General features: G+C 64.4%; 11 protein-coding genes. 6 read left to right on the top strand and 5 right to left on the bottom strand.

From position 1 onward, the window contains the following. Positions 1 to 18 precede the first annotated feature (18 nt). The 4 genes from H597_RS32365 to H597_RS36005 are packed head-to-tail and all read right to left on the bottom strand — an operon-like array spanning position 19 to position 2,249. Complete coding sequence (locus H597_RS32365) at positions 19 to 873, bottom strand: alpha/beta hydrolase family protein (RefSeq protein ID WP_035375073.1); 855 nt, start codon at positions 871 to 873, stop codon at positions 19 to 21. Beyond that, positions 870 to 1,487 carry a TetR/AcrR family transcriptional regulator gene (locus tag H597_RS32360; RefSeq protein WP_051294076.1) on the bottom strand — a complete coding sequence of 206 codons (618 nt, stop codon included), beginning with the start codon at positions 1,485 to 1,487 and terminating at the stop codon, positions 870 to 872. Before H597_RS32360 ends, H597_RS32365 begins: the two co-directional genes overlap by 4 nt. Before the next feature lie 59 nt (positions 1,488 to 1,546). After that, positions 1,547 to 1,828: a hypothetical protein gene (locus H597_RS36010; protein WP_028104396.1), complete on the bottom strand. Its 282-nt coding sequence runs from the start codon at positions 1,826 to 1,828 to the stop codon at positions 1,547 to 1,549. Next, positions 1,803 to 2,249, bottom strand: coding sequence for a serine hydrolase (locus tag H597_RS36005; protein ID WP_028104395.1), 447 nt, complete (start codon positions 2,247 to 2,249; stop codon positions 1,803 to 1,805). The genes H597_RS36010 and H597_RS36005 overlap by 26 nt, the downstream gene beginning before the upstream one ends. A gap of 43 nt (positions 2,250 to 2,292) precedes the next feature. Between H597_RS36005 and H597_RS32350 the strand changes: the two genes are divergently transcribed. The 3 genes from H597_RS32350 to H597_RS0124300 are packed head-to-tail and all read left to right on the top strand — an operon-like array spanning position 2,293 to position 8,234. Beyond that, positions 2,293 to 4,242: a DUF6351 family protein gene (locus H597_RS32350; protein WP_154668268.1), complete on the top strand. Its 1,950-nt coding sequence runs from the start codon at positions 2,293 to 2,295 to the stop codon at positions 4,240 to 4,242. Beyond that, a complete protein-coding gene (locus H597_RS32345) occupies positions 4,239 to 7,460 on the top strand; it encodes a DUF748 domain-containing protein (protein ID WP_051294074.1) in 3,222 nt (1,073 codons plus the stop codon). The genes H597_RS32350 and H597_RS32345 overlap by 4 nt, the downstream gene beginning before the upstream one ends. A gap of 9 nt (positions 7,461 to 7,469) precedes the next feature. Beyond that, on the top strand, positions 7,470 to 8,234 hold the full coding sequence (locus tag H597_RS0124300) for an alpha/beta fold hydrolase (RefSeq protein WP_028104394.1): 765 nt from the start codon (positions 7,470 to 7,472) through the stop codon (positions 8,232 to 8,234). Here the strand turns inward: H597_RS0124300 and H597_RS35165 are convergent. Further along, entirely contained in the window at positions 8,215 to 8,850 is a 636-nt protein-coding gene (locus H597_RS35165; protein ID WP_154668267.1) for a hypothetical protein, read from the bottom strand. The genes H597_RS0124300 and H597_RS35165 overlap by 20 nt on opposite strands. On the opposite strand from H597_RS35165, the gene H597_RS32340 reads away from it, so the two are divergent. The 3 genes from H597_RS32340 to tagF all read left to right on the top strand — a co-directional run bounded on the left by H597_RS32340 (position 8,849) and on the right by tagF (position 14,136). Further along, positions 8,849 to 9,562: a M15 family metallopeptidase gene (locus H597_RS32340; protein ID WP_035375168.1), complete on the top strand. Its 714-nt coding sequence runs from the start codon at positions 8,849 to 8,851 to the stop codon at positions 9,560 to 9,562. The genes H597_RS35165 and H597_RS32340 overlap by 2 nt on opposite strands. A gap of 69 nt (positions 9,563 to 9,631) precedes the next feature. After that, on the top strand, positions 9,632 to 13,189 hold the full coding sequence (gene tssM, locus H597_RS32335; protein WP_154668266.1) for a type VI secretion system membrane subunit TssM: 3,558 nt from the start codon (positions 9,632 to 9,634) through the stop codon (positions 13,187 to 13,189). Beyond that, positions 13,186 to 14,136 (top strand): type VI secretion system-associated protein TagF, encoded by a 951-nt coding sequence (gene tagF / locus H597_RS0124280; protein WP_028104393.1) that lies wholly within the window; start codon positions 13,186 to 13,188, stop codon positions 14,134 to 14,136. The genes tssM and tagF overlap by 4 nt, the downstream gene beginning before the upstream one ends. The last annotated feature ends 2 nt before the right edge of the window (positions 14,137 to 14,138 follow it).

Here is a 14,138-nt window from a genome sequence, read left to right as displayed (position 1 = left end):
CGAATCGGCGCAGTTGCATCAGCAATGCTGATCGAGCCATTGGCCCACCAGCGGCCACAATATCTTTTCCTGATGCGATTTGAAGAATCCGAAGTGGCCGATGCGCTCTTGGTTGAAGGCTTGTGGGCTCAGCACGCGATAGTCGACCTTGGCGCCCGTGTAGGCGTCATGCAGCAGGCGGGAGCCGGATTCGAGCAGGAGTTCATCGTCCGTGAAGGTGAGGCCGAGCACCGGGAAAGTGGCGCTGGCATAGGCTGCGCGCGCACCGGGTTCGCCCGACAGCAGGTAGTCCGGCGTAAGGCACCAGCGGCGCCATTGCAGCATGGCGCCGCGCGGGATGTCCCCTAGGATGCCGAGGCGCTCGCCCGGGAAGTAGCCGAGAAGTTTGCAGGTCAATGGTGTCAGCACATGCCACAGCAGCGGCGCCATGCGCTGGATGCGCGGCTGGTTGTGGCGCGTGGCGCCGCTGCCGACAGCGACATTGATCAAGCCTGCCACCTTGCTGAACGACGGCAGCAGCGGGGCGGTCTGGCCGCCCATGCTATGGCCAAGCAGGAACAGGGGCAGGCCGGGGGACTGTGCGGTGGCATGCTGCACGACGGCTTCGAAGTCGAGCGTAATCCAGACGGTGATGTCGGCCTCGCAGCGGCGCAGTGAGCCTTGGCGCGACTCGCCCATGCCGCGATAGTCGAAGGTCCAGACCCGGTAACCCAGTCCCGCCAGGAAAGCTGCAAAAGCCCGGTAGAAGCCCTGGGGGATCGCCATGCCGGGAGCGATGACCACCTGGGCGCGCGGATCGCTCGACGGCTCGTGGCGGTAGGCGACCAGCTGCTGGCCGTCCTTCGTTTGCAGTGTAAGGCGGGTGCTGCTCATTCTTTTGCTCCTGCGTGTTGCACGCCGGTGTGGTTCGGATTGGTGGCGAGCGTGCGCCAGGCGGCGCTGCTCAATTCATCGATGACGCTGAGCGGGTCGAAGGAGAGCCTTCCGCTCAGCCAGTTGCGCGCCAGTTCCTGCGATGGGCCAAGCAGCAGCGGGCCGTAAAGCTCGGTCGGCATGCGGCGTAGTACTCCCTGCTTGAACCAGGGTTTCAGCTTTTCGAATACGTCCTTGAAATGCGCGCCGGTGCGCTGGCGGATGGCGTCGTTATGCTCGGCGCTCACAGCCTGGCGGCGCGCGAACAGGAAGCGCGCCATATCGGGTTGCTCGACGATCCAGTGCAGGTGGGTGCTGACGATGGAGTGCACGGCAAATTCGGCGTTGCCGGCCTGCGCCAGGTTGGCCTTGATGCGGGCCCAGTAATCATCCAGCCCCTGCTCGAAAAGGGCGGCGGCGATCCCTTCCTTGTTGCCGAAGTGGTGGTAAATGCTGCCCACCGACGCCTGGCAGCGCTGGCGGATGTCGTCGATCGACGCGGCTTCGATGCCTTTTTCGGAGAAAACGGCGAGGGCGGCGGACAGGATGGCGGATTTACGGTCAACTTGGCTCATGACTAGAATATTGTTCTAGAATTTTATTCTAGTCAAGCAGTCCTGGAACGCTGCCCTGATCAGGGCCTCATGAGCGCGGGGACGAGCAATCCGGTCAGCAGTTTTTCGCTGAAAGGTTGGGCATCGCGCACCTGGACGGCTGGAATGATTTGCTTGCCAGCCCACCGCCCGCCATCGAGATAGAGCTGGCCGAGCTTCATCAAATCCACGCTGCGTAGCTGCAGCCCGCCGCCCGTCATGGCCGTGCCCTTGGTCTGGAACTGCCATTTCATCAGGTACATGCGGTCTTCGTTGCCGCGCAAAAGCTGGTTCTCGTCATCGCATTCGAGCAGGGAACTCATGGTCAAAAAATCTTCGACCGTTGATCTTGTTCTTGTGCGGGTCGGCATATGCCGTCGGTTGCAGGTCGGGAAAGCAGGGGAGCACTGGCGTATCGGCGCGCAGGAGATTCCGCTCGACGGCGAGGCCAGCCAGCATGCCGGTGATCGTCTTGCTGACCGAGCGCGTGTTGCGCAGGCCATCGGCACCGTCTTTGTCGACGTAGTGTTCGTAAACGAGCTTGCCATGCTGGGCCGCGACGACGCTCGTGACTTGCTTGAACTCTCCCGCATTGATGGCGGTGGTGACGGCATCCAGTTCACTTGCGTGGACGGTGCTGCAGAGGGGCAGAAGAAGAGGCGTATATCGCGAGACGCGTGCACTTCTGTTTCGCTGGCTTTTATGTCTTCTCCCATGCAATTCGATGCTGGAAGATCTGAGCAAATCGCCATAGCGGAGTTACACTGGCGTACAAGGAGGAGGCGCCATGAAAGCTTGGATTCTGGCCGTGACCGCGGCTATCACCTTGGCAGGATGCAGCACACCGCAACAACCCCAACATCCCCCACAAGCGCACCAGCAACAGCCTTTCATCTGCCGGACGGTGGAATCGGGCCTGGGCCAGCCGCTGCCCGACAACGACAAGGGAATCGGGCATCCGGTACGCGACGATGCCGGCAAGTTGGTGGGCTATAGCAGCCAATGTGCGATCAAGCCGCGCATCCAGCTCTTCTACTTCACCGGCACCGGCTTCAAGCCCTTCGATCCCGAGAGCGGCTACAAGCTGCCGCCGCCAGACATGAAAATGACCTTGGTGAATGGGGCGACGATTCCCTTCGTGGTGCGGGTGGAGGTGGGCACCATCAACCGCTTCGTCTATACGATTGCGATGCTGGAGCTGGCGCCCTGGAACCATAAGCTGGTCTACTGGATGCGCGGCGGCGTCGGCATCGGCCATCAGCAGGGGCTTGCCATGTGGTTCAACGATGCGCTGAACGGCTCTGAAAAATTGCTGATGCCGAAGCTGCTGGCGGAAGGCTATGCCATTGCCAGTTCATCCGGCAACGAGAGCGGGGTGCACTACAATATGCGCCTGGCGGAGGAAACCGCGGCGCAGACCAAGGCGTACTTCACCGCGACCTACGGCAAGCCCGTTTATACGATAGGCATCGGCGGCTCGGGCGGCGCGGTGCAGCAATATATGTTTGCGCAAAACCGTCCCGGCCTGTTTGACGCCGGCATTCCGGTGCAGTCTTATCCGGACATGATCACGCAGTCGATCCCGATTGCCGATTGCCCCTTGCTGGGGCAGTACTTCCGCGAGGAGGTGGAGCGCGACCCGGCTTCGCCGTGGGCGACCTGGAGCCGGCAGTCGCTGGTGCAAGGCATGAATGCCAGCGATACCGCGAAAAATCCGATTACCGGAAAAACCGGTTCGACAGAGTGCATCAACGGCTGGCGCTTTGCCATGCCGACGACCCTGAATCCTTACTTCCGCGATAGCAAATTTGATAAGGCGATTGCGTTCTACGGCTATGCGCCGGAGATTTTCGCCAAGGTGAAATGGACGCACTGGAATGACCTGGAGGATATTTACGGTACCGATGCCGAAGGCTACGCGCCCATTCCGATCGATAATGTGGGCGTGCAGTACGGGCTCTCAGCGCTGGCGGCGGGCAAGCTCGACGCCGACGAATTCCTGCGCTTGAACGCCTGCGCGGGAAGCTGGAAGGAGCAGCGCGAGTTCGTGCCGTATAAGCCGGACAGCGATCCTTTCGATTCGGCCAATATGCACCGCAGCGCCACCTGCCGCGATCCGGCGGGCACGCCCGCGCCGCGGCGCGAAGGCGAGCAGCGCGCCATTCGGGCGGCCTGGGATTCGGGCCACGTCTTCAGCGGCAAGCAGCTTGGCATTCCGATGATCGACCTGCGGCCCTATCGTGAGGCGGAACTGGACATGCACAATGCGCGGCAGGCGTTCTCGGTGCGTGCGCGTCTGTTGGCCGCCAATCCGGGCGAAGCGAAGCGGCAGGTGATCTGGTTCGCACGGCCGGATACGGATTTGCCGGGGCAGGTGATGAAGGCGCTGTGGGTGCTGGACAAATACCTGTCCAGCGGCAGCGCTCCGCCCGAATTCGCCGATCGTTGCGTGGACAGCGCTGGCACGGTGATCGGCTCCGGCCCGGAGGTGTGGGCCGGTGTGCTCGACGGCGGCAAGCCGGGCGCCTGCACCCTGGCTTTCCCGATCCATAGCAGCCCGCGCATGGTGGCCGGGGAGTCGATCCGGGGCGATACCTTCAAATGCAGGCTGAAACCGGTGAGCGCCGCAATTGCGGATGGTACGTACGGGCCGTCAGTGCGCTTCAGCGATGCACAAAAAGCATGGCTCGCACGAATCTTCCCGCAGGGCGTCTGCGATTACAATAACGGCTTATGAAGATCCCGCCACTGAAATATCTCGTTCCCGGCACATTAGCTGGGCTGCTGCTCGCCTACACCGGCATCGGCTTCCTGGCCGTGCCGGCGATCGTGAAGTCGCAGGCGGCCAAGCAAGCCGCGGAAAAACTGCATCGCCAGCTGAGCATCGAAGACGTCTCGTTCAATCCATTCACGCTCGCCGCTTCGGTGCAGGGCCTGAAAATCATGGAGCCGGACGGCAGTACGGCTTTCGCCAGTTTCGACCGGCTGGGGCTGGACCTGTCCTGGCAATCGCTTACGCGCATGGCGCCGGTGGTGCAGGAAGTGCGCCTGACCAAGCCGTATGTGCACTTGGTGCGCAACGCCGATAACCGCTACAACATCGACGACATCCTGCAGCTGGCCGCGAGCCAGCCGCCTTCGCCCGAGCCGGCGCGCTTTTCGGTCAATAACATCCAGCTGGAGGGCGGCAGCCTGTCGTTCGAGGACAAGCCGGCCGGCGTGACGCACAAAGTGCAGGAGTTGAAACTGGGCCTGCCGTTCGTCTCTTCGCTGCCGGCGGATGTGACGATTTTCGTGGAGCCGCTATTCAGCGCCAACATCAATGGCGCGCCACTGCTCCTGAAGGGCAAGGCGCGGCCATTTGCGGAGCCGAAGGATTATGCGCTGGACCTGAAACTCGATAAAGTCGACGTGACCAATTACCTGGGCTACCTGCCGTTCAAGCCGGGCTTCAAGCTGCCGTCGGCGCACCTGGAGGCCCAGCTCAAGCTGACCGTGGTGCAGCCGAAAGACAAGCCGGCTTCGCTGGTGCTGGGCGGCGAGGCAAGTCTGTCCGGCGTGCAGCTGCAGCAGATGGATGGCAAGCAGGTCGCCAAGCTCGATGCCTTGAAGGTGAAGCTGGGCAAACTGGACTTGCTGGGGCGCCGCTACGAGATCGCGCGGGTGGCCGTTGACGGCCTGGTGCTGGACATCAGCCGCAGCAAGGACGGGGTGCTGAACCTGGACCAGTTGGTGCCGGCCGCCGCGCCTGACGCTGCGGCCCCGGCCAAGCCGGCTGCACCATCCATAGGCCCGGTCGTGCTGCTGAAGGAGCTCGCGGTCAACGACGCGTCCCTGCGCTATGCCGACGAGACTCCGCACGGCAACCTGCGCGCGGACCTGGCGAAATTTAGCGTACAAGTACAGGACATTGCCTTTGATGGCGGCAAGCGTACGCTGGAAATTGCGTCCGTGACTTCCGGCAGTGCCGAGATCGACGTCCATCAGGGCAAGATTACCCCAGCCGCACCGGCTGCCAAGCCGGGGGCCAAACCATCGGACGAGACGCCGATGCAGATCAAGGTGGGCAAGCTGGAAATCAGCGAATGGGCAGCTCGCCTACAGGAGGACTTCCGCGCCGAGCCGACCATCTTCAAGCTGTCGCCGCTGGCGTTGACCGTGGAAGGGTACTCCAACGAGCCCGGTGCGAGTGCCAGGGTAGCCCTGAAAACCGCCGTCAATAAAGGCGAGCTGGAAATCAAGGGCCAGTTGGCCCCGTCGCCGTTGAAGGCCGACCTGGCGCTCGATGTCAAGAACTTCGACCTGCTGCCGTTGCAGCCCTATGTGACCGATTATGTGAACTTGCGCCTGTTGCAGGCGGCCATTTCGAGCAAGGCGCAACTGCGCCTTGAAACGGGCAAGGACGGCGCCGTTGCGGGTGGCTTCAAAGGCGATGTCAGTGTGGATCACCTGTCCACAGTCGACAAATCCAGCGCGAACGATTTCCTGAGCTGGAAGTCGCTGGCCTTTGGCGGCGTGGACGTGAATTTCAAGCCGTTCACGCTGAATATCGACAAGGTGGCGCTGGACGATTTCTTCGCCCGCGTCATTCTCGACCCGAACGGCCGCCTCAACGTGCAGGACGTGATGCGCAGCAAAGGCGAGGAGGGCAAGAGCCTGACCGAAGCCGGGGCGCGCGCGCAGGCAGTCAAGGATGCCAGGGCGAATGCAAAAGAAATGGCGCAGGCGGCGCCGCCTGCAGCCGCCGCGCCGGCGCCGGCGCCGGCAGCCAAAGCTGCGGCCGAACCGCTGCCGCCGATCCGCATCGGCAAGGTGCTGCTGTCCGGTGGACGTGTGCGATTCACCGATAACTTCATCAAGCCAAACTATACGGCCAACCTGAAGGAGCTGGGCGGCGCGGTCAACGGCCTGTCGTCCGACCCGGCGCGCAGCGCGACCGTGGACTTGCGCGGCAATGTCAACAGCGCCCCGCTGCTGATTGCCGGCCGCGTGCATCCTTTGAAGCAGGAGCTTTCGCTCGACCTGCGCTCCGAGGTGCGCGGGATGGAGCTGTCGCAGCTCTCGGCATACTCGGATAAGTATGTGGGCTACGGCATCGAAAAGGGCAAGATGACCTTTGAGGTGGCCTACCAGCTGGAAAACCGCCAGCTGAAGGCCGAGAACCGTCTGGTGCTGGACCAGCTGACCTTCGGCAAGGAGAGCACCAACCCCGATGCGACCAAATTGCCGGTGAACCTGGCGGTGGCCTTGCTCAGCGACCGTAACGGCGTGATCGACATCAATGTGCCGATCGGCGGTTCGCTCGACGACCCGGAATTCTCCCTGGGCGGCGTGATTCTCAAGGTGATCGGCAACGCCATTGCCAAGACCGTTACCGCTCCCTTCGCGCTGATCGGTTCCCTGTTCGGCGGCGGCGAGGAATTGTCGATGCTGGAGTTCGATACGGGCCGCGCGGCCTTGCTGCCTGCATCCGAGGGCAAGCTGAAATCGCTGGCCAAGGCGTTGACCGAACGTCCCGGTCTGAAGCTGGACATCACGGGCCGCTTCGACGAGGCAGCGGAACTGGAGGCGCTCAAGCATGCCGCCCTGGAGCGCAAGCTGCGCCAGATCAAAACGCGCGACCTGCAAGCGCACGGTGCAGCGTTGCCGCAAGGCGGCGTGGTGGTGGCGCAAGAGGAGCGCGCCGGCCTGCTGGAGCGGGCTTACAAGGATGAAACCTTCCCCAAGCCGCGCAATGCGCTGGGCTTTAACAAGTCGCTGCCGGCGGAGGAAATGGAAAAGCTCATGCTGGCCAACATCACAATGGACCAGGACGACTTCATCACCCTCGGCAATCGCCGCGCACAAGCGGTCAAGGATTGGCTGGTGGGCCAGGGACAAATACCGGCGGAGCGCATCTTCCTGGTAGCGCCGATGGCGGGCGCTTCCGGCCGCGTCGAATTCGCCTTGCACTAGGAGCGGTACATGCCGATGCTGGAATTGGGTAGTGCGCAGCTGAACTACGAATTGATCGAAGGCGATTCCAGCAAACCGCTGCTGGTGTTCCTGCATGAAGGCCTGGGCAGCATCGCCATGTGGAAGGGCTTTCCGCAGCGGCTGTGCGCGGCCACCGGCTGCGCGGGGCTGGCGTATGACCGCCAGGGCTACGGCTTGTCGTCGCCGCACGCCAGTACGCGCACGATCCATTATCTGCACCAGGCTGCGCTGGTCGAATTGGCGACCGTCATGCAGTGCCTGGCGCCGGGCCGCGAGCATATCGTGGTGGGGCATTCGGACGGCGGCAGCATTGCCCTGATCTACGCCGCCGGAAGGCCACAGGGCTTGCGCGGCGTGGTCAGCGCCGCCGCCCACGTATTCGTGGAGGATATGACGATCGAAGGGATCCACGCCGTGCTGGCGGCCCACAGCCCGGCCAAGTTGCGCGCCTTGTCGCGCTATCACGGCGGGAAGGCGGAACTGGCGTTTTCCTCATGGGCCGATACCTGGCTGGCGCCTTGGTTCCGCCAGTGGAATATCGAATACCTGCTGCCGGCGATCGAGTGCCCGGTGCTGGCCATGCAGGGCAGCGATGATCAATACGGTTCCGGCGCGCAGCTCGATGCGATTGAGCGCGGCGCGCCGGCTGCGCACCAGTTGCTGCTGCGTGCTTGCGGCCACAGTCCCCATATCGAACAGCCGGATGCCACAGTGCAGGCAATGGCTGCGTTCATCATTCCTTTGGCTGGGTAGGCGAAGGCTTCTGCGGATTCGCATGCTTGAGCATCGCGGCGAGCAGGGTGACATCGTCATCGTTTTCCACCGCGGCGGGGGCATGCTGTCCCCGTGGCGCAACGGCCGGTTTGGCCATACGGGGCCGCGATGTTCTCGGCGCAGGCAGGGCGGCAGGCCCGATGCGGCTTGACGTCGAAGGATTCGCTGCCACCGGCGCGGCTGGCGTCGCTGCGGCATTCACAATCGTTGCAGCTTGCTGCGGCGCGACTTCCGTGAACGCCGGAGGCGCAGCCGTTGCTGGCATTTTCGGCGGTGCGGGCGTTGCGACACGGTCGTCCTGCAAGCAAATCCAGACCACGGCGACCGTGGCCAATAAAGCGCCGGCGGCGGCAGCGTGGGATCGTTGCAAATTGCGCCACGCGGGCCATTGCCGGCCTGGCACGGGGATAGCGCCGCCGTTCGCCAGCCTCGCAAGGATTCGATGGCTGTCATCTCTCGGCACGGAGCCGGCAAACAAGTCTGGCCGCATCAGTCCTCCCAAAGCTTGATTTCGCTCGACCCAGCCGATTCCCGGCCGGCATACGATGCAAGTGTCGCGCGCCGCATGCGCATTCGTATTGATGGAACGCACCATGCTGCCATTTATCGTAGCGAGCGTCTTCGTGGCCGCCAGTGGCGCCGGGTGGCTGTTGCTATTTCCGCCTAAGCGCAAGCCCAACCCGCGCCAGCGCAGAATGCTGCTGGCTGCCGCCGCGACGGGGCTGCTGGCAGCCGCTCCGCCTTTGCTGGTGCGCCTGTTGCGGCCACGCCAGATGGTCCCCGCCTTCGACGACAAGGTTCACATCGAGGACCCGCAGATCGCGGCTTTGCTGCAAGGCGAGCAACTCGCTCCCCCGCCGCCCTTGCCGCCGCTGGCTTTCTCCGCAGCGGAAGTGGAGCTGCAGCGGCCGATGCTGGCACAGGCAGACCGCGATTGGCAGCGGCTGGACAAGGACTTCGCGCAGCGCCTGCTGGCCGTTTTCAATGTGATGCGCGAACGCCACGGTTACGAGATGGCGCTGCTGGAGGGCTATCGCAGTCCGGAGCGGCAAGACCGGCTGGCCGCAGCCGGCAGCCATGTGAGCAATGCGCGCGCTTTCCAAAGCTTCCACCAGTATGGGCTGGCCGCCGACTGTGCATTCATCCGCGACGGGAAGCTGGTGATCAGCGAGCGCGATCCCTGGGCCATGCGCGGCTACCAGCTGTATGGCGAAGCCGCCGAATCGGTGGGCATGGTGTGGGGCGGACGATGGAGCATGATGGACTTCGGGCACACGGAATTGCGTGCGCGCGACACCAGGGCTTGAGGCGGCTCAAGGGACGCCGCACGGCTTGGTGGCAACATCGGCCAACCTGCCTTCCTTTTCAGGCCCATCATGCTGCAAAAAATCTGGCAACTTCTCAGCGACAGGCGCATCCTGAATATACTGGCCTTCGTCCTTCTTGCCGGCCTGTTCTTCCTCGGCGCAGAGCTGCTTCAACTCGCCCTGATCTGGGCGCTGGCCGGCATCGCGGCGCTTGCACTGCTGGCGTTGGCGGCATGGTGTGTTCGCCGCTACCTTGCGCACCGGCGCCTGTCCGAACCTGCGCCGCCGGAGGATGCGCGGGCGCAGGCGGACCTGGATGCGGTTCGCGGCGCGCTGCTGGACGCTATCGGCACCATCAGGAACTCGCGCATTGGGCGCGCCACCGGGACCCGCGCAATTTACGAGTTGCCCTGGTATATGGTGATCGGCAATCCAGCGGCAGGAAAGAGCAGCGCCATCACCCAGTCCGGACTGCAGTTCCCGTTCGCCGATCCCAAGGCGATCCACGGCGTAGGCGGCACGCGTCATTGCGACTGGTTCTTTGCGGCGGAAGGTATCCTGCTCGATACCGCCGGCCGCTACGCAGTGCAAGCCGCCGACCGCGAAGAATGGCAGGGCTTTCTTGGCCTGTTGAAGAAGCATCGGCCGCGAGCCCCCATCAACGGGATCATCATCGCAGTCAGTGTCGCGGAGCTGGGCGGCGGCGATACGGAAGCGGTGCTGCAACTGGCGCGCAGCCTGCGCCAGCGCGTGCAGGACCTGATCGAAAAGCTGGAAGTCTTCGCGCCGGTATATGTGATGTTTACCAAGGCCGACCTGGTGGCCGGCTTTTCCGAGTTTTTCGCCGATGCGGAGGCGGCCGAGCGGGAGCGGCCGTGGGGCGCGACCATGCCGTTCAGGCAGAAGGCCGGTTGCCGCGACATGCTGGCATTTTTCGAGCAAAGCTTCGATGAACTGTGCGAAGGCTTGCGCGCAATGGCCGTTTCCAGCATGACCTTGCGCCGCCGGGAGCTGGTTGCCGCCGCACTGCAGACGTTCCCATCGGAGTTTGCCGCCCTGCGAGCACCGCTGAAGGCTTTCCTCTCCACGCTGTTCGAGGACAATCCCTTCCAGTTCCGCCCTGTCTTCCGGGGCTACTACTTCACCAGCGCGCTGCAGGAAGGGCAGCCGGTATGCGCCCAGTCGCTGCGGGTTGCGCAGCGCTTTGGCCTGGCGCGGCCGGTTGAACCAACGCCGTGTGCCAAACTGCAGGGAGGATACTTCCTGCCCCGGCTTTTCCGCGAGGTGATTTTTGCCGATAAAGACCTGGTCTCCCAATATGCCACGCGCCGGCAGCGCTTGTTGCGCAATGGCGGCTTTGCCGTCGCGGTCCTGTTTTTCGGCGCCGTGCTGGGCGCCTGGACCTGGTCTTATTCCGGCAACGCGCAGCTGGTTGCGAATGCCACGGCGGACCTGGACAAGGCGGTCAAGTTGCAGGCCCAAAGGCCGGATCTCCAATCGCGCCTGGAAGCGCTGCAGCTGCTGCAGGAGCGCATCGAGCAACTCGACAAGCTTCAGCGCGACCTGTCCTGGTTGCTGGGCCTGGGCCTGTACCAGGGGGACGCGCTGGGCCGCAAGCTGCGCAGCGAGTATTTCAAGGGCATGGCCGAAATCCTGCTCAAACCGGTTTCGGCCAGCATCGAGACCCAACTGTTCGCGCTGGGTCGGAATGAGGCCGGCAATGTCGAGGACTCCTACAACGCGTTGAAGGCCTACCTGATGCTGGCCGACAAATCGCATGCGGAGACCGGCCACCTGGGCGACCAGCTGACGCGCCATTGGCGCGGCTGGCTGGAAACCAACCGCGGCGCCATGCCGCGCGAGGAATTGCTGCGCAGTGCGGAAGGCCTGCTGGCGTTCCATCTCTCGCAAGTGAATGATCCGGGCTGGCCGCGCATCGAAGCGAAGCTCGCCCTGGTCGATGCTGCGCGCGAGCGGCTGCGGCAGGTGGTGCGCGGCATGAGCGCGCGCGAACGTGTCTACGCCGAGATCAAGGCGCGCGCCAGCACCCGTTACTCGGTGATCACGGTGGCGCGCATCGTCGGAGAGCAGGACAAGGCGCTGGTACAAGGCAGCCATGCCGTTTCAGGCGCGTTCACACGGGAAGCGTGGGAGGGTTACGTCCGACCGGCCATTCGTGACGCAGCCAATAGCGCGCTGCAATCGAGCGACTGGGTGCTGAAAACGGCGGAACGCACCGACCTGACGCTGGAAGGCAGTCCTGAGCAGGTGCAGAAGGCGCTGACCGACAGCTACAAGACGGAATACAGCAAGGAATGGCAAGCCTTCCTGCAGGGCGTGGCAATTGCGGGCATGCCGGACTTTCCGCGTACCGTCGACGCGATGAACCGGCTCGGCGACCCGGCGGTGTCGCCCTTGCTTAAGGTCTGGAGCGAGGTGGCGGCGCAGACAGCCTGGGATAATCCTGGTTTGCCAGAGGGCGGCCTGCAGCAGGCGGCGCCAGGCGTGGCGCAATGGTTCAAGGCCAGGCTGTTTGAACGGGCTCCGGCGGCGACGGCGGTAGCGGCGTCGCTGCCGCAGGCCGGCGTGTTGGGGCGCGATTTCGCCCCGCTGGCGAGCCTGCTGGCGAACCGGGACAAGGACGGATCGCTGATGCGGACCTATCTTGAACACCTGTCCAGGCTGCGGGCGCGGCTCAATGGCATCCGGAACCAGGGCGACCCCGGCCCGGGGGCGAAGCAGCTGATGCAGCAAACGCTGGAGGGCGCAGGTTCGGAGCTTTCCGATGCGCTGCGCTACGTGGACGAACAGATGATGGCGGGGCTGGGCGACGGGCAGAAGCTGGCCGTCCGGCCCTTGCTTGTCAGGCCCTTGATTCAGGTCTTTGCCGGGCTGATTGCGCCGACCGAAGTGGAAATCAACAAGACCTGGCAGGCGCAGGTCCATGAGCCGTTCACCCGTACGCTGGCGGCCAAGTTCCCCTTCGCACCGGCCGGCAGCGCGGAAGCCAGCCAGGCCGAAATCGGCCAGGTGTTCGGGCCGGAAGGCGCTATCGCAAAGTTTGTCGCAGGCTCGCTCGGTGCTCTGGTGGTGCGGCGCGGCGATGCGCTGGCGCCGCGCACCTGGGCCGACATGGGCATCGGCATTGCGCCGCAAACCCTGCAGCGCTTCCCTGCCTGGATGGCGCCTGTGGCGGCGGGCGGCGTTGCGGCGGCGACGCAGACGGTATTCCAGCTGCTGCCGCATGCCGCTAGCGGCCTGGCGGAGTATTCACTGGAAGTCGATGGCCAGTTGCTGCGCTTCCGCAACGGGGTAGCACAATGGACGAATATGGTTTACCCGGGACCGCAGGGCAGCAGCGGGGTGCGCATCAGCGGCGTCACGCCGGACGGGAAGGCGGTGGAGCTGTTCAGCGAAAGCGGCGCGGCGGGATTGCGCCGCATGATCGATTCGGCGGCCAGGACGCGCAAGGAGGAGGGCGTGCACGAGCTGCGCTGGAGCGGCGGCGGCGTATCTGTCACGGTGGACCTGCGCATCACCAGTGCGCCCGGCAGTGCGGCGGGAGACGGCGGCTTTCGCGGCATGCGCCTGCCGGAAACGGTGGCCGGCAAAGGAGGCCTGCCATGACCGCTTCATCGCAGCGTATCGCCTATTTCGGCAAGCTGCCAGATTGGGGTGATTTCGTGCGCTCGCCGGGCGACCAGGTGCTGGTGGAGCTGATGGACCAGTGGCTGGCCGGCGTGATGCAGCGCTTGTCGGGCAATCCGCGCTGGCGCCAGCATTACGATGCGTGTCCGCCGCTCGACTTCGCCTTTGCGGGAACGCGCTCGCGCCAGGTGGTGAGCGGTCACCTGCTCGCCAGCCGCGACCAGTCGGCGCGCCGCTTTCCGTTCGCCTGCATGGCGGTGCACCAGGTGGCGAAGCCGCGCGATTTCCTGCCGTTCAGCCCTTTGGCGCTGGCCCCCGCATGGTCGGCACTGGCGCAGACGGCTGCAGCCGCCGCGCGGGTCCCGGACGAAGGCATGCTTCCTGCGCCAGCGCCCGATATGGAGCTGGCGCAGGAAGCATTGGAAGCATTCCTCTCCGGTGCCTGCCTGGCGAGCCTGGAAGCCTGCCTGGCGCCGCGTCCAGGCGAAATGCCGATGCGGCGCCTGATGCTGGCACTGGGCCTGCTGTTGTCGCCGCTGCGCCTACGCGGCGCTCCCGTGCCGTCGCGCTGCCTGGCCTTGCCGCTTCCGCTGGAGGCGTCGATGCGGCCGCAGGTGGCCGCGTTCTGGATGACGCTTGCCGCACCGCTGCTGGCGCAGCAGGATCTCGAAATCGCCATGTTCCTGGCGCCGCTGGCGGGGCAGCCGGCGCTGGTGCTTGGGCTCGACGGCGCCAACCCGGCCAGCCTGCACGGTGTCATCGACCCCGAGGCGGGACAAGAAGGGATGGTGATGCTGGGCGACTGTGCATGGGTGGAAGGTGCGCTGCAGGGCGCCGCGCCGCTGCTGCGCCTGGCCGCCTGCCTCGAACAGGGGCAATTGGGTCTGCCCACAGCCATACAACTGTTCCAGGAAACCTTCTCCTGAAA

Source organism: Pseudoduganella violaceinigra DSM 15887 (assembly GCF_000425385.1).
GTDB classification, from domain to species: Bacteria; Pseudomonadota; Gammaproteobacteria; order Burkholderiales; family Burkholderiaceae_D; genus Rugamonas; species Rugamonas violaceinigra.
This window is presented reverse-complemented; position numbering and strand designations above follow the sequence as displayed.

What these genes read in the sequence shown, in the direction of transcription:
- H597_RS32365 (WP_035375073.1), bottom strand. Translation starts at nt 873, where the DNA reads ATGAGCAGCACCCGCCTTACACTGCAAACGAAGGACGGCCAGCAGCTG.
- H597_RS32360 (WP_051294076.1), bottom strand. Translation starts at nt 1,487, where the DNA reads ATGAGCCAAGTTGACCGTAAATCCGCCATCCTGTCCGCCGCCCTCGCC.
- H597_RS36010 (WP_028104396.1), bottom strand. Translation starts at nt 1,828, where the DNA reads ATGAGTTCCCTGCTCGAATGCGATGACGAGAACCAGCTTTTGCGCGGC.
- H597_RS32350 (WP_154668268.1), top strand. Translation starts at nt 2,293, where the DNA reads ATGAAAGCTTGGATTCTGGCCGTGACCGCGGCTATCACCTTGGCAGGA.
- H597_RS32345 (WP_051294074.1), top strand. Translation starts at nt 4,239, where the DNA reads ATGAAGATCCCGCCACTGAAATATCTCGTTCCCGGCACATTAGCTGGG.
- H597_RS0124300 (WP_028104394.1), top strand. Translation starts at nt 7,470, where the DNA reads ATGCCGATGCTGGAATTGGGTAGTGCGCAGCTGAACTACGAATTGATC.
- H597_RS32340 (WP_035375168.1), top strand. Translation starts at nt 8,849, where the DNA reads ATGCTGCCATTTATCGTAGCGAGCGTCTTCGTGGCCGCCAGTGGCGCC.
- H597_RS35165 (WP_154668267.1), bottom strand. Translation starts at nt 8,850, where the DNA reads ATGGTGCGTTCCATCAATACGAATGCGCATGCGGCGCGCGACACTTGC.
- tssM (WP_154668266.1), top strand. Translation starts at nt 9,632, where the DNA reads ATGCTGCAAAAAATCTGGCAACTTCTCAGCGACAGGCGCATCCTGAAT.
- tagF (WP_028104393.1), top strand. Translation starts at nt 13,186, where the DNA reads ATGACCGCTTCATCGCAGCGTATCGCCTATTTCGGCAAGCTGCCAGAT.